15 protein-coding genes are annotated in these 20634 nt (G+C 65.1%); 12 read left to right on the top strand and 3 right to left on the bottom strand.

The features are described 5' to 3' along the window. Positions 1-18: 18 nt before the first annotated feature. Genes hpaE through hpaH form a run of 3 tightly spaced genes read right to left on the bottom strand, consistent with a single transcriptional unit; the run spans position 19 to position 2789 of the window. The gene (gene hpaE, locus NLM31_RS14755; RefSeq protein WP_254192691.1) at positions 19-1557 is read right to left on the bottom strand and encodes a 5-carboxymethyl-2-hydroxymuconate semialdehyde dehydrogenase; all 1539 of its coding nucleotides are present in this window, start codon (positions 1555-1557) and stop codon (positions 19-21) included. Next, entirely contained in the window at positions 1550-1948 is a 399-nt protein-coding gene (locus NLM31_RS14760) for a 5-carboxymethyl-2-hydroxymuconate Delta-isomerase (RefSeq protein ID WP_254130062.1), read from the bottom strand. Before NLM31_RS14760 ends, hpaE begins: the two co-directional genes overlap by 8 nt. A 34-nt stretch (positions 1949-1982) precedes the next feature. Then, entirely contained in the window at positions 1983-2789 is an 807-nt protein-coding gene (gene hpaH / locus NLM31_RS14765; protein WP_254130063.1) for a 2-oxo-hept-4-ene-1,7-dioate hydratase, read from the bottom strand. Positions 2790-2928: 139 nt separating this feature from the next. On the opposite strand from hpaH, the gene hpaR reads away from it, so the two are divergent. From hpaR to NLM31_RS14825, 12 genes are all read left to right on the top strand, one after another. Further along, the gene (hpaR, locus tag NLM31_RS14770) at positions 2929-3447 is read left to right on the top strand and encodes a homoprotocatechuate degradation operon regulator HpaR (RefSeq protein ID WP_254196186.1); all 519 of its coding nucleotides are present in this window, start codon (positions 2929-2931) and stop codon (positions 3445-3447) included. A gap of 289 nt (positions 3448-3736) precedes the next feature. Continuing rightward, positions 3737-4882 (top strand): ABC transporter substrate-binding protein, encoded by a 1146-nt coding sequence (locus NLM31_RS14775; protein WP_254130064.1) that lies wholly within the window; start codon positions 3737-3739, stop codon positions 4880-4882. A gap of 83 nt (positions 4883-4965) precedes the next feature. Continuing rightward, the gene (locus tag NLM31_RS14780) at positions 4966-5838 is read left to right on the top strand and encodes a branched-chain amino acid ABC transporter permease (protein ID WP_254130065.1); all 873 of its coding nucleotides are present in this window, start codon (positions 4966-4968) and stop codon (positions 5836-5838) included. Continuing rightward, the gene (locus NLM31_RS14785; protein ID WP_254192692.1) at positions 5835-7613 is read left to right on the top strand and encodes an ATP-binding cassette domain-containing protein; all 1779 of its coding nucleotides are present in this window, start codon (positions 5835-5837) and stop codon (positions 7611-7613) included. Before NLM31_RS14780 ends, NLM31_RS14785 begins: the two co-directional genes overlap by 4 nt. Continuing rightward, complete coding sequence (locus tag NLM31_RS14790) at positions 7613-8341, top strand: ABC transporter ATP-binding protein (RefSeq protein WP_254130067.1); 729 nt, start codon at positions 7613-7615, stop codon at positions 8339-8341. Before NLM31_RS14785 ends, NLM31_RS14790 begins: the two co-directional genes overlap by 1 nt. Before the next feature lie 268 nt (positions 8342-8609). Beyond that, positions 8610-9386, top strand: coding sequence for an HpcH/HpaI aldolase/citrate lyase family protein (locus NLM31_RS14795; protein WP_254192693.1), 777 nt, complete (start codon positions 8610-8612; stop codon positions 9384-9386). 181 nt (positions 9387-9567) lie between these two features. After that, positions 9568-11091, top strand: a complete 1524-nt coding sequence (locus NLM31_RS14800; protein ID WP_254130069.1) for a UxaA family hydrolase — start codon at positions 9568-9570, stop codon at positions 11089-11091. Between the two features lie 104 nt (positions 11092-11195). Next, on the top strand, positions 11196-14465 hold the full coding sequence (locus NLM31_RS14805) for a DUF2126 domain-containing protein (RefSeq protein ID WP_254192694.1): 3270 nt from the start codon (positions 11196-11198) through the stop codon (positions 14463-14465). Between the two features lie 27 nt (positions 14466-14492). Then, a complete protein-coding gene (locus NLM31_RS14810) occupies positions 14493-17039 on the top strand; it encodes a circularly permuted type 2 ATP-grasp protein (protein WP_254192695.1) in 2547 nt (848 codons plus the stop codon). After that, positions 17036-17914 (top strand): transglutaminase family protein, encoded by an 879-nt coding sequence (locus tag NLM31_RS14815; protein ID WP_254192696.1) that lies wholly within the window; start codon positions 17036-17038, stop codon positions 17912-17914. The genes NLM31_RS14810 and NLM31_RS14815 overlap by 4 nt, the downstream gene beginning before the upstream one ends. Positions 17915-18074: 160 nt before the next feature. Then, positions 18075-18749, top strand: coding sequence for a formyltransferase family protein (locus NLM31_RS14820; protein WP_254192697.1), 675 nt, complete (start codon positions 18075-18077; stop codon positions 18747-18749). Then, positions 18746-20380, top strand: a complete 1635-nt coding sequence (locus NLM31_RS14825) for a tetratricopeptide repeat protein (RefSeq protein ID WP_254192698.1) — start codon at positions 18746-18748, stop codon at positions 20378-20380. Before NLM31_RS14820 ends, NLM31_RS14825 begins: the two co-directional genes overlap by 4 nt. Positions 20381-20634 lie beyond the last annotated feature (254 nt).

Genomic DNA, 20634 nt, shown 5'->3' on the forward strand with positions numbered 1-20634 from the left:
CCCTCGGAACGACGAACGTCAAATTCCCAGTTTCTGAATCTTGTGCGTGCCCCGCGCCAGCGAGACGTGCTTGGTTTCCATGTAGAAGTCGAACGAATAATCGCCGCCGTCGCGGCCGATGCCCGAGGCCTTCATGCCGCCGAACGGCGTCGGCAGATGGCGGACGTTTTCCGAGTTCAGCCAGATCATGCCGGCCTCCAGCGCATCGGCGACGCGCAGCGCACGGCCGACATCGTTGGTCCAGACATAGCCGGTGAGGCCATAGCGGATGTCGTTGGCGATCTCGATCGCGTCCGCCTCGTCCTTGAAAGGCAGCACGGTGAGGAAGGGACCGAACACCTCTTCCTGCGCCACCCGCATCTTGCCGCTGGCGCCGGTCACCAGCGTCGGCTCGACATAATGTCCGCCGCCCGGGCCGTCATAGGCCTTGCCGCCGACCGCGATGGTCGCGCCGTCCTGCCGTGCGACGTCGAAGTACGAGCAGACCTTTGCCAGATGCCGCTCGTGGATCAGCGGTCCGATCTCGGTGGCGGGATCGAGGGGATGGCCGACCTTGAGCGCTTTGACGCGCGCCGTCAGCTTTTCGATGAACTTGTCCGCGATGTTCTGCTGGATCAGCAGGCGGCTCGAGGACGTGCAGCGCTCGCCATTGAGCGAGTAGATCATGAACACGACCGCATCGAGCGCACGGTCGAGATCGGCGTCGTCGAACACGATCACGGGGTTCTTGCCGCCGAGCTCGAAATGCACGCGCTTCAGCGTCGGTGCGCCCTGAACCATGATCGCCGATCCCGTCGCGCTTTCGCCGACGAAGCCGATCGCCTTGATTGCGGGATGCTCGGTCAGCGCCTTGCCGGCCTCTTCGCCAAAGCCATGGACGGTGTTGAGCACGCCGTCGGGCACGCCGGCTTCCTTGACCAGCCGCGCCAGAATGGACGCCGTCACCGGCGACCATTCGGCCGGCTTGTGCACGACGGTGCAGCCCGCCGCCAGCGCAGGCGCGATCTTCCAGGTCGAGAGCATGAACGGCGTGTTCCACGGCGTGATCACGCCGACGGGGCCGATCGGCACGCGCGTCGAGATGTTCCAGTGCTCATCGCTCGGCGTGTTGAGGCCGTCGCGCGCCTCGGCGCATTTGTCGGCGAAGAAGCGGAAGTTCTCGGCGGCACGGATCGCGGCCTTGGCCATGAAGCGATAGGCCTGGCCGGTGTCGATGCATTCGAGCACGGCGATGTCTTCGGCGTTGTCCTCGATCGCATCGGCAACACGATGCAATAGCTTCTTCCGCATCGCGGGGCCCATGTCGCGCCAGGACTTGAAGGCGAGCGCAGCGGCGGTCGCGGCGGCGTCGATGTCCTCGGCATTGCCGCGCGCGACGCTTGCGAGCGTGGCGCCATCGACCGGCGACTTCGTCTCAAACCTCTCGCCGGAAATCGAGGGCACGATCTTGCCGTCGATCATGTGGCCGATGCCGTCGGCGCCGAGCTTCTTCAGCAGCGGCGCGACGCGCTCGCGGTTGGCCTGGAAGACGTCGGCTTTTGGTGTGGGCTTATCCATGGGCGGCCACCACTTTCAATGCGTCGTGGATGTTGTTGCGCTTCCAGCTGGTGTCCTTGTCGTTGATCTGCATGTCGAACGACAAAGCGAACTTGCTGGCGGCGAAGACGGGATCGAGATGTTTTGAAAGCGCCTGGAAAACGTGCTCGCCGGCCTTTTGCCGTGTGGCGAGGTCGCGGCCTTCGCCGATGCGCAGCAGCATGTCGAGGAAGCCGTAATCGTGCTTGTTATCCGCGACTGCGTAATGCTCGCAGCGGATGGCGCGGACGCGGATGCCGCCGAGCGGGAAGATGCCGGTTTCGACCGCGGCCTTGCGCACCACTTCACAGACGGCGCCGATGTCGAGACGGCTGTCGAGATTGGCCGAATATTCGATCGTGAAATGCGGCATGGCGGTTTCACTCCCTGTGTATTCTTGTTGCTTTCTAGGCGAAGTAGCAGCTGACCGAGCCGTAGGCGCCATAATCGGCTTGAATTGTGTCGCCCTTGCGGGTCTCGATCGGACGGATGAAGGAGCCGGCGAGCACGACCTGGCCGGGCTCCAGCGCGAGCCCCAGCGGCGCGATCTTGTTCGCGAGCCACGCAACCGCGGTCGCGGGATGATTGAGCACGCCGGCGGCAAGGCCGGTCTCTTCGAGCTGACCGTTCTTGAAGCACAGCGCGCCGATCCAGCGCAGGTCCGCGTCGAGCGGGCGGATCGGCCGGCCGCCGAGCACGATGCCGGCATTCGCTGCATTGTCGGCGATGGTGTCGTAGATTTTTCGCGTGGCCTTGGTCTTGGGATCGACGCGCTCGATCCGCGTGTCCAGAATCTCCAGCGCCGGCACGACGAAGTCGGTGGCGTTGAGCACGTCGAACATCGTGCAGTCGGGGCCTTCGAGCCGCTTGCTCATGACGAAGGCAAGCTCGGCCTCGACGCGCGTCGCGATGAAGCGCTCGGTCGGGACGATCCCGCCATCGGCGAAGAACATGTCGTCGAGCAGCACGCCGGAATCCGGCTCGTCGATGTTGAGCGCGCTCTGCATCGCCTTCGAGGTCAGGCCGATCTTGTGGCCTTTGACGAGGCGTCCTTCGGCGATCTTGATGTCGACCCACGCCTTCTGAATCGCGTAGGCATGGGCGATGGTGATGTCGGGGAAGTCCTGCGAGAGCTGCCGGATCTGCACGCGGGTTTTCTCCGCCTGGTGCAGACGGTTCGCGCAAGCAAGGATATCGTCGTTGGAAAGCGCCATTGGTGATCGACCAAAATTGTGGTGCCCGGAAATACTTAACATGTTAAGTGAATGCGTCAAACAGAATCTGCCTTGCTGCACTGCAAACGTTTTTCGGTCTGAAGGGGCGGCTTTGAAAGGGCGACGTTGAAAGGTCATGATGGCGAAGAGACCGGCTGATCCTACCAACGGAAGTGCGACTGCCGCGCGCCAGGTGCCGATGCGCGACTTCTCGCGCTCGCTGCCGATGTCGCTGCTGCGGGCACGCGAGGCGGTGATGCGGCAATTTCGCCCATCGCTGCGCGAGCATGGCCTGACCGAGCAGCAATGGCGCATCCTGCGCGCGCTGGCGTCGATCGAGGCCGCTGAGGTCACGGAACTCGCCCGCACAGCATTTCTCCTCGGACCGAGCCTGTCGCGCATCCTGCGCGATCTCGAGGCGCGCCATTTGATCGAGCGCAAGACGGCGAAGACGGACCAGCGCCGCAGCATGGTCTCGATTTCGAAAGAGGGCGTGAAGCTGATGGCCTCCGTCGCGCCGTCGTCGGAAGCGATCTATGCCGAGATCACGCAACGCTTCGGCGCGCGCAAGCTCGCCGAGTTGCAGGAGATGCTCGGCGAGTTGGAATCGTGCCTCGCTTCCGCGGATGCGCGTGACGAGATCACGGACGATGCGTGACGGCAAATTTGCATGATGACGTTCCCGTCACGCATGACTGTCATCATTGCATAAGTCGTGGGCAGTGCTCGCGACGCGAATTGCGTGAAAAGCCCGGAAAAAGCAGCTGAGAATAGATCGCCGCCGCAGGTGTTCATCACCATCGGGGCGTGAACTCTCCGTACTTAGTCGATGACGTCTCAATATCAATTTACTCACGCCGGCAGAATCCGTAAGTAGCATCCGGCTCTGTATTCAGAAGCCAAACAAAGAAGGGCCGACAAGGATGCCCGGCCCCAGGGAGGAATGTATGAGACTGACGAGACGCGACTTCGCTGCCGGAATTGCTGCCGGCATTGCCGCGCCATACCTCATCAAGAGCGCAAATGCGCAGGGCGCCACCATCAAGATCGGCATGTGCGCGCCCGTCACCGGTCCGGCCGCTGAATCCGGCGGGTACGCCATCAAGGGCGCCAAGCTCGCGCTCGAAGCCGTCAACAAGGCCGGCGGTATCCTGGGAAAGCAGGGCGAGCTGATCGTCGAGGACGACCAGACCACCAATCCCGGCATCGTGCTCGCGTTCTCGAAACTCGCCGCGCAGTCCGATATCGTCGGCTTCCTCGGCTCGATCCGTTCGACCCAGGTGCATGCGATGGCGCCCGACGTCATCAAGCTCGGCAAGCCCGTGATGATCGGGGGCACCGATCCAAACCTCACCCATATGGGCAATCAGTGGCTGTTCCGCTGCCGTCCCAATGACAGCTATTCCGGCCGCGTCATCGCAGAATACGGCGTCAACACGCTCGGCAAGAAAAAATGGGCCGTGCTGCACTCGACCGACGCCTTCGGCACGGCCGGCGGCAAGGCGCTGACGGCCGCGCTGGAAAAGCTCGGGGCCCCCTCGGTGCTCGATCAGGGCTACGCCAACCAGAGCCAGGACTTCACGCCGGTCGTGCTCGCGATCAAGCAATCGGGCGCCGAGATTCTCGGTTCCTACTTCACCTTCGAGAACGACCTCGGCATCTTCGCCCGCCAGCTCCGTCAGCTCGGCGTGAACATCCCGTGGGTCGGCTCGCCCTCGATCGTCAACATCACCGCGCTGAAGCTGGCCGGTCCCGCGCTCTACAACACCTATGGCGTGGCCGACTATGCCGAGGATTCCAGCGAGGGTTCGAAGGCGTTCGGCAAGATCTACCGCGACGCGGTCAAGGTCGCGCCGGACAACCAGAGCTCCTGGACGTTCGATGCGGTCAACGTCTTGGCTGCGGCGATCAACAAGGCCGGCTCAACCGATCCCGGCAAGATCCGCGAAGCCATCCTGGCGACCAAAAAGTTCGCCGGCGCCGAAGGCGAATACAATTTCGACCAGAACGGCGATGGTCTCCACGGCTACAACATCGTGAAGAACGACAAGGGCAATATCGTCTTCGACAAGCACATCGAGTTCAACGACTGACGTTCTCGCGACCTCCCCGATTCCGGTCGGGGAGGTCGATACGTCATTCGGTGGACTACTCTGACCTCCAACAGAAGCTTGTCATGGATCTCGCCCTCCAATTGCTCTTTACCGGCATCGGTATCGGCGCCGTCTACGCGCTGGTCGCGCTCGGCTTCGTGCTGATCTTCCGTGCCACCAATGTGGTGAATTTCGCCCAAGGCGAGTTCTCCATGGTCGCGGCCTATCTGATGGTCGTCGCGGTCGAAGCCGGTCTGCCCTATTGGGCGGCCTTCATCGTCGCGCTGCTCGGCATGGCGCTGCTCGGTGTCGTCTTCAATCTCGGCGTCTATTATCCGCTGCGCCACCGCACCTATCTGCCCGTGATCATCGCCACCATCGGCGCCTCGATCCTGCTGGCGAATTCCGTGCTCGCGATCTACGGCCCGCAGCCGCAGGTGCTGCAGGGCTGGTTCGACACGCCCGGCATCCAGCTCGGCCCGGTCTATCTCGACAGCCAGTATCTGCTGATCATCGGCGTCACGATCTGCCTCGTGATCTTCAACTTCTGGTTCTTCGAGAAGACGCTGCTCGGCAAGAAGCTGCAGGCGACCTCGCAGGACAAGGAGATGGCCTCGCTGCTCGGCATTTCCGTCTCGACCATGATCATGATCACCTTCATCTATTCGGCGGTGCTCGGTGGTCTCGCCGGCATCCTGGTCGCGCCCGTGTTGTTCGTCTCGATCCAGATGGGTTCGACCATCGCGCTGAAGGCATTTGCTGCCACGATTATTGGTGGGTTCGGCGACGTCGCCGGCGCCATCATCGGCGGGCTCGCGCTCGGCGTGATCGAGACCTTTGGCGCGGCCTATGTCTCGGTGCCGTACAAGGACGGCTTCGCCTTCCTGGTGCTGATCGCTTTCCTGATCTTCCGGCCGCAGGGCATCTTCGGCGAACGCGTGGCGGAAAAAGCATGAGCGCCCCCAGCGACAACATGCCGATTCCGGCGCCCGCCATCCACTCGAAGCCGCTGCTGCTCCGGCACCTGCCGTATTTCATCGGCGCGGCGATCCTGGTCACACTCGCCGCGACCATGCGCTTCGACGGATACGTCCATAACATCCTGCTGCAGGCCACGACATTCGCGATCGCGGTGTTCGGCCTCTCCGTCGTGCTCGGCCTGTGCGGCCAGATCAACCTGGCGCAGGCCGCGTTCTTCGGGCTCGGCGCTTACGCGGTCGGCATCGGCACGACGGACCTCGGGGTCAGCTTCTGGCTGTGCCTCGTCGGCGGCTGCCTGATCTCGCTGCTCGCCGGCGCTTTGCTCGGCATGTCGACCTTGCGGCTCGGCGGCCATTACCTCGCGATGGTGACGATCTCGTTCCAGCAGATCGTCACGCTGGTCATGATCAACGCGATCTGGCTGACGCATGGACCCGACGGCGTCCCCAACATCAAGCGTCCGGAGCTGTTCCAGTCGTCGCAGAGCTATCTCGCCTTCTGCGTCGCGATGCTCGCGATCGTCGGCTACCTGGTCTGGCATCTCGCCGATACCAAGCTCGGCCGCGCCATGCGCGCGGTGCGCGACAACGAGCTGGCGGCCGGCGTCAACGGCATCGACGTCTTCCGCACCAAGATCTACGCCTTTGCGCTCTGTGCACTGCTCGGCGGTCTCGCGGGTGGATTGTTCGCCGGCGGCTTCGCCTATGTCAGCCCCGATCAGTTCTCGTTCGCGGAATCGATCGTGTTCCTGACCATGTCGCTGCTCGGCGGCGTGGCCTCGCCGATCGGCTCTGCGATCGGTACGGGCCTGCTGATCCTGATCCCGGAATGGCTGCGCTTCCTCAAGAGCGTGCCGGGCCTGTACCTCGCCATCTACGGCCTGTTCGTGATCCTGATCATCCGCTTCATGCCCGACGGCATCTGGGGCTTTGTCGCCGACGCCTTCACGCGCTGGCGTGCCAAGATCAAGGCCACGCCGGCTGCCGCTGCTTTGCAGCTGAAGCCGGCCAGCGTCGGCGGGGACATCGTGCTGGAAGTCACCGGCCTGTCGAAGCATTTCGGTGGTCTCAAGGCCGTCGACGGCGTCGACATCGCCGTGAAGCGCGGCGGCGTGCATGCGCTGATCGGGCCGAACGGCTCCGGCAAGACCACGACGCTGAACGTGCTATCGGGTCTCTATGTGGCGACCGCGGGCAAGATCGTGCTCGACGGCACCGACATCACCCACATGCCGCCGCATCAGCGCACGGCATCGGGTCTCGGCCGCACTTTCCAGAACATCCGCCTGTTCCGTTCGATGACGGCGCTGGAGAATGTCGAGATCGGCGCGGAACGGCCCGGCAACACCATGGTCGGGAAGGGCGACGACGCGCTCACCGAACGCGCGATGGAGGCGCTCACCTTCGTTGGCCTCGGCAACCGCGCCAACGAGCTGATCTCGAGCTTCTCCTACGGCCATCAGCGCCTGATCGAGATCGCGCGTGCGCTGGCGTCGAACCCGACTTTGCTGCTGCTCGACGAGCCCGCGGCCGGTCTGAACTCGACCGAGAAGCTCGAGCTGCATGAGCTGCTCAAGCGTATCGCCGCGCAAGGGCTCACCATCCTGATCATCGATCACGACATGACGTTGGTCTCGGAAGCCGCCCAGCACATTACCGTGCTCAACTTCGGACGCCGTATCGCGGACGGCGAATCCATGGCCGTGCTGCGTCATCCCGACGTCGTCTCCGCCTATCTCGGGAGCGAATGATGCCGTTGCTCGAAATCCGCAACCTTGTGGTGCGCTACGGCGAGATCGAAGCGCTGCGCGGCGTGACCTGCGCCGTAGAGCAGGGCCAGGTGGTGACGCTGCTGGGCGCCAACGGCGCCGGCAAATCGACGACCCTGCGCGCCATCTCCGGCCTTGCAAAACCGACCTCCGGCGACATCCTGTTCGACGGCAAGTCGATCGCGGGCCTCGGCCCGGAAGCGATCGTCCGCATGGGCATCAGCCACGTGCCGGAGGGACGCCGTGTGTTTCCGGGTCTGACGGTGAAGGAGAACATCATGCTCGGCGCGTCCAATCGCCGGGCCGCGACCTCCGAGATCTCGCGCGAGGCGGATGCGATGTTCGATCTGTTCCCGGATATCCGCAAGTTCAGCAACGCACTCGGCTGGACGCTGTCCGGCGGCCAGTTGCAGATGGTGGCGGTTGCGCGCGGGCTGATGGCCAAGCCGCGGCTGTTGCTGCTGGACGAGCCCTCGCTTGGGCTGGCGCCCGTCATCGTGCAGGCCGTGTTCAAGATCATCTCCGAGATCCGGCGCAATACGACCGTGCTGCTGGTCGAGCAGAACGCGCGCATGGGCCTGTCGGTGGCCGATTACGGCTATGTGCTGGAGACCGGGCGTATCGTGCTTGGCGGTAAGCCGGACGAACTCTGGGGCAACGAGGCGATCCGCGCGGCCTATCTCGGCGGGCATGCCAAGGCGAGCGCCTAGACCGAGGGTTCCGTTCCGGGACACGACCCGGGCGGCTTCCCCTTGCGGGATGACACCCGGGCGGCGATAGTGGCGCCGCCCGCGAGGCCCGCCCCAGTAGGCGAGCGCATAGGTCTTGCGTCATTGCGAGCGTAGCGCGGCGACCCGGTTCGCGGTAACAGCGAGGGTGTGCTGTCGCAGCGCCCGGCGTGGTGACGGCGGTGCAAACAGCGCGGTCCAAAAACACGGTCCAAAAAACACGGTCCAAACAACGAAGAAGGAAGGCAACGTGGCGAACAAGGTCAAGGAAATCTGGAAGTCGGGCAAGGCCGTGGTCAACGCGTGGCTCGCTATTCCCTCCGGCTTCTCGGCTGAGATGATCGCGCAATGCGGCTTCGACAGCGTCACCGTCGACATGCAGCACGGCGTGCAGGATTACCTCTCGATGGTGCAGTGCTTCCAGGCCATGGACAAGCATCCGGTCACCCCGATGGTCCGCGTGCCCTGGAACGAGCCCGGCATCATCGGCAAGGTGCTCGACGGCGGCGCCTATGGCGTGATCTGCCCGATGGTCAACACGCCCCAGGAAGCCAAGAACCTCGTTTCCTATTCGAAATATCCGCCGAAGGGCGTCCGCTCCAACGGTCCGATCCGCGCCGGCATGTACGGCACCGCGGGCTCCTATCAGAAGACGGCCAACGACGACATCGTGCTGCTGCCGATGATGGAGACCAAGACCGCGGTCGAGAACATGGAAGCGATCCTCGACGTCGAAGGCCTCAATGGCGTCTATATCGGGCCGTCCGATCTCGGCTTCTCCTACGGCCTCGAGCCGAAGCTCGACCGTACCGAACCGGAGATTCTCGCGATCTACGACAAGATCATCAAGGAATGCGACAAGCGCGGGCTGTTCCCGGGCATCCACTGCAGCGGCGCTGAGGGTGCCACGCGCGCCATCAACATGGGCTTCAAGCTGGTGACCCTCTCGAACGAGGTCGGCATGATGACCACCTACGCCAAGATGCAGGTCAACGCGACCCGCAAGGATTCGGGCGGCAAGGCCTGATCGCTCTCTCTCTTCCCTCTCCCCGTTCTTACGGGGAGAGGGTTAGGGTGAGGGGCCTCTCTCAACACGTACCAGTCTAACGATCGAGCGCGCGGCTTGCCCCTCACTCGGATCGCTGCGCGATCCGACCTCTCCCCGTAAGAACGGGGAGAGGTGAAGTAAGAGACCCAAGGAGACTCCCATGACCATCAGCCCCGTCATCCGCCTGCATCCCGCTGATGGCGTGCTGATCGCGCGCGCGAGCCTGCCGCCGGGGACCGTGGTCGCCGACGGCGTCACCACCGTCGAGCGCATTCCCTCCGGCCACAAGGTCGCGATCAAGCCGATCGCGGTGGGCGAGCCCGTGATCCGCTACGGCCAGATCATCGGCTTTGCCACCCAAGCCATCGCGCCGGGCCAGCACGTGCACGTCCAGAACATCGGCATGGGCGATTTCGCCAAGGACTACGCCTATTGCGCCGACGTCAAGCCGACGCCGAACTTCGACCTGCCGGCGACCTTCGAGGGCATCCGCCGCCCGGACGGCCGCGTCGCCACGCGCAACTATATCGGCATTCTCACTTCGGTGAATTGCAGCGCGCATGTCGCGGGTCTCGTCGCCGACGTCTTCAAGAAGAATCCCTTCACCGGCGACAATCCGCTGGCTGAATTCCCCAATGTCGATGGTGTCGTCGCGCTGACCCACAAGACCGGCTGCGGCATGACCCAGAACGAGCCGCTCGCGCTGCTCCGCCGCACGCTCGGCGGCTATGCGCGGCACGTCAACTTCTCCCACGTCATCGTGCTCGGCCTCGGTTGCGAGGTGAACCAGATCGGCGGTTTGATGGAAGAGCAGAAGCTCGCCGGTCGCCTGCGCGCGATGGACATCCAGGAAGTCGGCGGCACCCGCAAGACCGTGGAAGCCGGCATTGCCTTCGTGCGCGAGGCGCTCGCCGATTCCAACAAGGTCAAGCGCGAGTCCGTGCCGGTGAGCGAGCTCACCGTGGCGCTGCAATGCGGCGGCTCGGACGGTTATTCCGGCGTGTCGGCGAACCCGGCGCTCGGTGCGGCCAGCGATCTCATCGTGCGTCACGGCGGCACCGTCATCCTGTCGGAGACGCCCGAGACCTACGGCGCCGAGCATCTCTTGACGCGCCGCGCGGTCAGCCGCGAGGTCGGCGAGAAGCTGGTCGATCTGATGCGCTGGTGGGACGAGTACACCGAGCGCGAAGGCGCCGAGATGAACGCCAATCCCAGCCCCGGCAACAAGGCCGGCGGTCTCACCACCATCCTGGAGAAATCACTCGGCGCGATGGCCAAGGCCGGTACCACCAATCTGGTCGACGTGCTGCGCTACGCGGAGCCCGTGACCAAGCGCGGCTTCGTGTTCATGGATACGCCCGGCTACGATCCGGTCGCCGCTACCGGCCAGGTCGCCGGCGGTGCCAATCTCGTCTGCTTCACCACCGGCCGCGGAAGCGTGTTCGGCTGCAAGCCCGCGCCCTCGATCAAGCTCGCGACCAACACGCCCATGTACAAGCGCATGGAAGAGGACATGGACGTCAATTGCGGCACTATCCTCGAAGGCGAGGAGAGCGTGCAGGAGTGCGGCCAGCGCATCTTCGATCTCATCCTCAAGACCGCGTCCGGCCAGCCGACCAAGAGCGAAAGCTTCGATTTCGGCGGCGCCGAGTTCGCGCCCTGGGTGCTTGGCGCGACGATGTAATGCGCGAGCAGCCCGTGCCGTAGGCACGGTCTGCCCGTTGTTAATGCTTGATCGAGGTCACCAGCGGTGTTCTGCTCAAAAAAGCTGCTGGAGCACCGTACCCCGTGTCGATCTACGTCGCATTACACCACGTCACGCACTACAAATACGACCGCCCGATCGATCTGGGACCGCAGACCATCCGCCTGCGGCCGGCGCCGCATACGCGCACGCCGATCCTGAGCTATTCGCTCAAGGTCACCCCCGCCAATCACTTCGTCAACTGGCAGCAGGACCCGCAGGGCAACTGGCTCGCGCGCTACGTCTTTCCGGAGAAGACCACCGAGCTGAAATTCGAGGTCGACTTCACGACGCAGATGACCGTGGTCAACCCGTTCGACTTCTTCGTCGAGCCCTACGCCGACAGCTTTCCGTTCGAATATCCGAAGGATCTCAAGACCGAGCTGGCGCCGTATCTCGAGACCATCAAGCCCGAGCCCGCTTTCGCAAAATATCTCGCCTCGATCCCGCGCGAAGCCCCGAACACGGTCAACTTCCTGGTCGACCTGAACAGGGCGCTGCAACAGAAGATCAACTACGTCATCCGCATGGAGCCCGGCGTGCAGACGCCGGAGGAGACGCTCACCTCCTGCGCCGGCTCGTGCCGCGACTCCGCCTGGCTGTTGATCCAGACCTTCCGCCATCTCGGCCTCGCCGCGCGCTTCGTCTCCGGCTATCTGATCCAGATCCGTCCCGACATCGATCCGATCGAGGGCCCGCCGGAAGTGGAGAACGACTTCACCGATCTGCACGCCTGGGCCGAGGTCTATCTACCGGGTGCGGGCTGGATCGGTTTTGACGCGACCTCGGGCATGCTCGCAGGCGAGGGGCACATCCCCGTCGCCGCCACGCCGCATTATCGTTCGGCAGCTCCAATCTCCGGCGGTGCCGGCTTTGCCGAGGTCGAATTCGCCTTCGACATGAGCGTCCGCCGTATCCGCGAAGCGCCGCGCATTACAAAACCGTTCTCCGACGAATCCTGGACGCGGCTCAACGATCTCGGCGAGCAGGTCGACGGCGATCTTGCTGCCCAGGACGTGCGCCTCACCATGGGCGGCGAGCCGACCTTCGTGTCCGTGGATGATCTCGAAGCGGCGGAGTGGAATACGGAAGCGGTGGGCCCGACCAAGCGCGCGCTCGGCGACGATTTGATCCGCCGCCTGCGCACGCGCTTCGCGCCCGGCGGCCTGCTGCATTACGGCCAGGGCAAATGGTATCCGGGCGAGAGTCTGCCGCGCTGGGCCTTTGGCCTGTACTGGCGCAAGGACGGCGTGCCGATCTGGAAGAATGGCGACCTCATCGCCAGGATCGAGAATCCCAAGCGCGCCATGACCGAGGACGCCGAAGACTTCATGGAGGGCACGGCGGCGCGGCTCGGGCTCGATCCCGGCTACATCATTCCGGCCTATGAGGACACCGCCTACTGGCTGCTGAAAGAGGCCGAGCTTCCCGTCAACGTCGATCCCTCCGACTCCAAATTGTCCAATCCGGAGGACCGCGCGCGCATGGCGCGGGTGTTCAATGAGGGCCTCCGCAAGCCACGCGGCTACGTGCTGCCGGTGCAGCGCTGGAACGCGCCGCCGCGCTGGCGCAGCGAGCGCTGGCAACTCCGGCGCAATCATCTGTTCCTGATGCCGGGTGATTCCCCTCTCGGTCTACGCCTGCCGATCGGCTCGCTCGGCTATGTGCCGCCCGGCGAATATCCCTACATCGTCGAGCAGGATCCGATGGAGGCGCGCGGCAAGCTGCCGGTGTTCACGCTCCCGGAGCGCCCGAAATCGCCACCGCGGGTCGCGCCGGAGAAGCTCAACACGTCCGTCCCCGTCCGCACGGCGTTGTCGATCGAGGTCCGTGATGGCGTGATCTGCGCTTTCATGCCGCCGGTCGAGCGCATCGAGGATTATCTCGAAATGATCGCGGCGGTCGAAGCCACCGCCGAGGAGATGCAGCTTCAGGTCCATGTCGAAGGCTATGCGCCGCCGTTCGATCCGCGCATCGAGGTGATCAAGGTGACGCCTGACCCCGGCGTGATCGAGGTCAACGTTCAGCCGGCCAGGAATTGGCGCGAGGCGGTCGACATCACCGTCGGGCTCTATGAGGATGCCGGCAAGATACGTCTCGGCGCCAACCGCTTCCTGGTCGACGGCCGCCACACCGGCACCGGCGGCGGCAATCACGTCGTCGTCGGCGGCTCGAGCCCACAGGATTCGCCGTTCCTGCGCCGGCCCGATCTGTTGAAGAGCCTGGTGCTGTACTGGCAGCGGCATCCGTCGCTGTCCTATTTCTTCTCCGGCCTCTTCATCGGTCCGACCAGCCAGGCGCCGCGCATCGACGAGGCCCGTCACGACAGCATCTACGAGCTCGAGATCGCGCTCTCGCACGTCCCGCCGCCGGGCTACCAGACGCCGCTGTGGCTGGTCGATCGTCTGTTCCGGCATCTGCTCGTCGACATCACCGGCAACACCCATCGTGCCGAGATCTGCATCGACAAGCTCTATTCGCCCGATGGTCCGACCGGCCGGCTCGGCCTCGTCGAATTCCGCGCGCTCGAAATGCCGCCGGATCCGCGGATGTCGCTGGCACAGCAGCTCCTGATCCGCGCGCTGATCGCAAAATTCTGGCGCGAGCCGCAACAGGGCAAGTTCGTGCGCTGGGGCACCGCGCTGCATGACCGCTTCATGCTGCCGCATTTCATCTGGGAAGACTTTCAGGACGTGCTCTCAGAGCTCAAGAGCTCCGGCTATCCATTTGAGCCGGAATGGTATCTGGCCCAGCTCGAATTCCGCTTCCCCGCCTTCGGTCGCGTCCACCATGGCGGCGTCACGATGGAGCTGAGGCAGGCGCTGGAGCCCTGGCACGTGCTGGGCGAGGAGGGCTCGGCCGGCGGCACCGTGCGCTATGTCGATAGCTCGGTCGAACGGCTCCAGGTCAAGGCCGAGGGCTTCGTCGAGGGCCGCCATATCATCACCTGCAATGGCCGCCGCCTGCCGATGACCTCGACCGGCCGCTCGGGCGAGGCCGTGGCCGGCGTCCGCTTCAAGGCCTGGCAGCCGGCCTCCGGCCTGCACCCGACCATCCCGGTCCACGCGCCGCTGACCTTCGACCTGATCGACACCTGGAACGGCCGCTCGCTCGGCGGCTGCGTCTATCACGTCGCCCATCCCGGCGGCCGCAACTACGACACCAAGCCCGTCAACACCTACGAGGCCGAGGCGCGGCGGCTGGCGCGCTTCCAGGATCACGGTCACACGCCCGGGCCGATGCAGGCACCGCCCGAGGAACGCACAAATGAATTTCCGCTGACCCTCGACTTGCGGACCCCGCTTCTGCAATGAGTATGATGGAGGGGCAGGGAGAGGCGCATGGGCGAGGGCGCGGCACAGGACGACAAGGCGGGTAAGGCGCCAGGACAGCGCGAAGGACAGCGCGAGAGCCAGCGCGACGGCCAGCGCCGCCTCGCGCAATGGGTCCGCGACTATCGCCGCCTGCCCGGCATTCCCGACGAATTCCTGGGGGCCGACGGGGCCCCGCGCCCGGTCTGGGGCCGCTTCTTCGATGCCTTCGGCGGACTCGCGCCCGACGAGGTCGAGCGGCGCTTCGGCATGGCCGACCGCCATCTGCGCGAGGCCGGCGTCACCTACCGTGCCCCCGGCGAAACCGCCGACCGGCCCTGGTCGATCAGCCATCTGCCGCTGCTGATCGACGAGGCCGACTGGAAGCAGCTCTCCGCCGGCATCACCCAGCGCGCCGAGCTCTTGGAGCTCGTGCTGCGCGACATCTATGGCGAGGGCCGGCTGGTTGCGGAAGGTGCGCTGCCCGCCGGCGCCATCGCCGGCAGCCCCGAATATCTCCGCCCCGTCTGTGGCGTGCCGCCGCCGGGCGGGCGCTACCTCTCGCTCTATGCCGCCGATGTCGGTCGCGGGCCCGACGGCCGCTGGTGGGTGCTCGGCGATCGGACGCAGGCGCCGTCAGGCGCGGGCTATGCGCTCGAGAATCGTCTGGTGCTCTCGCGCGCCTTCTCCGATCTCTACAAGTCGATGAACGTGCCGCGCGTCGCACCGTTCTTCGAGGCGTTCCGCGACTCGCTTCGCGCGCGCGCCGATCGCGACGAACCGCGCATCGGCGTGCTCACGCCCGGCAGTTTCAGCGAGACCTATTTCGAGCACGCGACGCTGGCGCGCTATCTCGGCTTCCTGCTGGTCGAGGGCGACGATCTCGCCGTCAGCGACAATCGCATCCACATCCGGACCGTCGCGGGGCTGAAGCGGCTCGACGTGCTGCTGCGCCGCGTCGATTCCAACTCGCTCGATCCGCTCGAGCTCGACGCCTCCTCGCATCTCGGCGTGCCCGGCCTGATCGACGTGCTGCGCAAGGACGGCGTCGTCGTCGCCAACATGCCGGGCTCCGGCGTGCTGGAGGCGAGGGCACTGCTCGGCTTCCTGCCGGCCCTGAGCCGTCGCCTGCTCGGCGAAGAGCTGAAGATGCCGCATATCGCCACCTGGTGGTGCGGGCAGAAGTCGGCGCGCGACGAGGTGTTGTCGCGGCTCGACGAGGTTGCGATCGAAGGTGCCTACCGGCGCGGCGTGCCCGGCTTCGACAGCAATGGCCCGGTGCTCGCAAGTGAGCTCGATGCCGCGGGCCATCAGCGCCTGGTCGACGCCATCAATGCGCGCGGCATGGACTATGTCGGCCAGGAGGTGGTGCGTCTCTCGACCATGCCGGTGTGGGAGCAGGGGCAGCTCACGCCGCGTCCCTTCGTGCTGCGCGTGTTTGCAGCCGCAACGCCCGACGGCTGGGCCATCATGCCGGGCGGCTTCTGCCGGATCGCCGAGCAGCAGGACGCGCGCGCGGTGTCGATGGGTGACGGCGCCCGCGCGGCCGACGTCTGGGTGGTTTCGGAGAAGAAGGTCTCGACCGCGTCGCTGCTGCCGGCGACCGACAAGGTCCGGATCCGCCGCATCGCCGGCGTGCTGCCGAGCCGTGCCGCCGACAATCTGTTCTGGCTCGGCCGCTATCTCGAACGCGCCGAAGCGACGCTGCGGCTGGTGCGTGCGCTGGGCTCGCCGAGCGGACCCAACAAGGGCACCGCGGCCTCGCTGCAATCGGCCGAACGGATCCAGCGCCTGCTGGTGACCTGGGGCGCCATCTCGCAGACCTCGCGCGCGGCGCCTGGGCGCATCGTCGCCGAAGCGTTGCAGAGCCCTGAGCGTTTCGGCTCGGCGCTGTCGCTGGTGCGTTCGGCGCTGCGCACGGCGACCTCGTTGCGCGAGCGGCTGTCGCCCGATGCCTGGCAGGTCATCACCGAGATGGCCGATCGGCTCTCCTACGAGGTCGAGGACGACGACAGCGTGCTGAGCGCGGCCGAACTGACCTTGCAGGAGCTTGCGAGCTTCGCGGGCCTTGCGCAGGAGAACATGAACCGCGCCGCCGGCTGGCGCTTCCTCGATATCGGCCGCCGCACCGAGCGCGCCATCAACACCGCGCGCTTCGCGCGGCAGTTTGCCTATGACGAGGCCGGCGACGAGGACCTCGACATCCTGCTGACGCTGGTGGATTCCCAGATCACCTATCGCTCGCGCTATCTGCTGGCGCCGATCCTCGCACCGGTGCGCGACCTCGCTGTGCTCGACTGCTACAATCCACGTTCGGTCGCGTTCCAGGTAATGACCCTGAACGAGCATATCGCGGCACTGCCAAGCCTGAAGGAGCATGGCCTGATCGAGCAACCGCAGCGGCTTGCGGTGGCCGTGCAGTCGATGCTCGCCACGGCCGAGGCCGAGAAGCTCGAGGTCAAAACCCTGTTCGCGCTGGAGCAGGATCTGCTCAGCCTCGCCGAAGCGATCGGGCTGCATTATTTCCCGCACGGCCCCAACGCAAGCCGGCCGGAAAAGCTGACGGGGCTGGCGTGATCTACGACATAAGGCACGTCACCACCTACGAGTATGAGAACCCGGTCAGCTTCGCCCGCTGCACGCTGCGGCTCGAGCCAAAGAGCGGGAACGGCCAGGAGCTGATCTCGCACAAGGTCGAGATCCGTCCGCGTCCGTCCGAGCGTCACGTCCGCCGCGACTTCTTCGGCACGCTGACCGAGAGCATCGTGATCGAGGCCGCGCATCGCAATTTGCGCATCGACTCGCGCTCGCGCATCTCCGTCGAGCGGAAGCCGCCGGCGCGCGATGCCGCGAGCCCATCGTGGGAGAGCATCCGCGACATCGCGTTCGAGGCGACGAGCCTCGGGCCGTCCTCACCGGTCGGTTATGTCTTTGCGAGCCCGCTGGTGCCGGTGCTGCGTCCGGTCAGTGCCTATGCGGCCGAGAGCTTTGCGTCGGGCGCGGGCATTCTCGCCGGTGCGGTCGATCTCATGCATCGCATCCGCACCGAGTTTCGCTACGACCCCAAGGCCACCGTGATTTCGACGCCGCTCAACGAAGTCTTCGACAAGCGTCACGGCGTCTGCCAGGACTTTGCCCATGTGATGATCGCAGGGCTGCGCGGGCTTGGCTTGCCGGCCGCCTATGTCAGCGGTTACTTGCGCACCATTCCGCCGGCGGGCCAGCCGCGCCTGCAGGGCGCGGACGCGACGCATGCCTGGGTGTCGCTGTGGTGCGGGGCGGAGCTCGGCTGGATCGACTTCGATCCGACCAACGATCTCCTGGTCGCCAACGATCACATCGTCCTGGCGGTCGCTCGCGACTTCTCCGATGTGTCCCCCGTCGACGGCATCATCGTCGGCTCGCCGAAGCAGAAGCTCGGCGTTGCCGTGGACGTGCTGCTGGTGGAGTGACCGTAGTTTCACCGATTCCCTTTTGTGACCGAATGCGTCCAAGTGCAGGAAATTTGTTTCATCGTGTTTCCTGGATGTGACGAACGGCTGTTCATTAACACGCTGTTAACGCTACCCCGCGACATATTGGCTCACTTTTAACGCTGCTGAAGCCGAGCCGATGGTCGAGGGACTTGCATTGCTGACGGACGCTGCCGAACAGGTGGCACTGTCGCGGATCCTGCGAAGTTTCAGGCCGGACCTGACGATCTGGCCGGTGTCTGATATCGCCGGGCTTCGCAAGCTCGAGCCCACTTCGCTCCGCAAGGCCCGGCTTGTCGCCTTCGCGTCGGGCGTCATCGTGCCGGCCGACCTGCTCGCGCGCTTCGGCCACGGCGCCTACAATTTTCATCCGGGGCCGCCGAACTATCCGGGCTGGGCTCCGGCCCATTTCGCGCTCTATGACCGCGCAGATAGCTTTGGTGTGACCTTTCATGCCATGGCCGAACGGGTCGATTCCGGTGCGATCCTCGACGTCGTGTCGTTCCCGATTCCGCTTGCCTGCACCCTCATGGGGCTCGGCGAGCTCGCCTATGCGCATTTGCTGCAATTGTTCGAAGTGTGGGCGGAGCCTTTGGCGCGCGAGACGTCGCTGACGCCGCGGTGTGCGCTGTCCTGGAGCGGCCGCACCAATACGCGCCGCAGCTATCGGCAGGTCTGTGACATCCCGCTCGACATTTCCAGGGACGAGCTGTGGCGCCGCATGCGCGCCTTCGGCGGCAATCACTACGGCATCGCGCCGGCGATCAATTTGCATGGTGTCACCTTCACGGCGTCACCTCCGGAGAGCACATGACGTCACCTTCGATGGCTCTCGCAGCGCCTGCCACCGGCACGCCTGATGTTTCCGACATGCTGCGCGCCGGACGCGAGCACTACCGGCGTGGCGAGATCAGGCATGCGATCGCCGTCTTTCAGGTCGGGCTCGCGCGTGCGGCCACGGCGTCGATCGGCGTGGCCGTCGATTGTGTTGCGGATCTTCACGCCGCCCTCGCCAATGCCTTCATGCTCTGCGACGATATCGCGTCTGCGGGGGAGCACTACAAGGCGGCCTTGCGTATCGCGCCGCATCTCGTCGCCTGCTGGTGCAATCTCGGCATCGTGCATCAGCGCCGCGGGCAGACACAGGATGCGATCGCGCTTTACCTCGAGGCGCTCCGGCGCAACCCGGGCCACCGGCCGTCGCGCACGAATCTGGTCCAGGCGCTGGTGACGACGCGGCAATTCGCGATCGCGAGGACGCTGCTGCTCGAATTGCTCGGGGAGACACCGGAGGATGCCGACCTCCGCAGCCAGCTTGGCAAGGTCTGCTTCGAGCTTGGCGAGACGGAGGACGCCGTGGCGCAGTTCGAGCGGGCCGTGGCGCTCGCGCCCGGACAGGCGGAGAATTTCTACTGGGTCGGGGCGATCCGTCAGGCGCGGGGCGAGCAGGCCGCGGCGCAGGCTGCCTACGCCCTTGCCGCGCAAGTGCATCCGATCCTGCGCAGGCCCGCCACCACATCGCCGCCGGCGTTTCGGGCGCTGGCGCTGTTTGCGCCCTTCGTCGGCAACACGCCGGTCGAATTCCTCTTCAAGGACTGCGCCTACCAGACCAGCATCCTGTCGCTGCTGCCCGGCAGCCAGCCTGATCTTGCGCTGCTCGCGCGCGAGGCTGACGTCGTGGTCAACCTCGTCTCCGACGCCGACCAGGGCGCGGAGGTGCTTCCGCTCGCCACCGCGATTGCACGCAGCCTTGGCAAGCCGATCGTCAACGATCCCGCAAAGATCCAGAACACCACGCGAGATGCCACCGCGCTGGCACTCACCGACGTCGAGGGCTGCCGGGTGCCGCGCACGATCCGCATTGCGGCCGGCGAGGGGCTTCCCGACGGCCTCGCGCTTGTCTTTCCGCTGCTGGCGCGCCAGGCCGGCATGCATGGCGGCGACGTCTTCGAGAAGCTCGAGGACGCCGCGGCGCTGGCCGCGTTCCTTGCGGCCCATGCCGATCATGACCGCTACGTGATCGATTATATCGACTATCGCTCCGCCGACGGCTTCTTTCGCAAATACCGGTTCTTGTTCATCGGCGAGGAGATCCTGCCTTATCATCTGGCGATCGGAGACGACTGGAAGCTCCATCGCGATGCCACCGACATGGGGTATCACGCCTGGATGCAGGACGAGGAGGAGCTTTTCCTGCGCGCGCCCGGGCAGGTCTTCGGCGCGGCCCATTATCAGGCGTTGCGAGTCATTCGCGATCGCATCGGTCTCGACTATTTCGGCATCGATTGCGGTCTCGACCGGGACGGTGATCTCGTCGTGTTCGAGGTCAATGCCTCCATGCTGGTGCACGACCAGAATCCGGAATTTCCTTACAAGGACCCGTACATCCGCAGCATCAAGGTCGCGTTCGACGGGATGCTCGCGCGCTTTGCACGAGGAAATTGACGCCGCTGTCCGCAACGCGGTGCAGGCGCCTTAGCCCGATCGCGACGGGGACCCACCTCGCGTTCAGTCATTCCTCACAAGATGAACGGTCGGCCATTGGCCGGGCTGACGAGCCGCCGCACGGCCTCGCCGCCGGGTGCATCGACCCGTGACCGCAACCATGATACTGCGCGGCGGCACAATATCATATTTACGTATTTTTGGTCCCGGATTTGGCCAGCCGCCCCAGATTGGGCTATGCTGAACCTGCGTCG

This window comes from Bradyrhizobium sp. CCGUVB4N (assembly GCF_024199945.1).
Classification (GTDB): Bacteria; Pseudomonadota; Alphaproteobacteria; order Rhizobiales; family Xanthobacteraceae; genus Bradyrhizobium.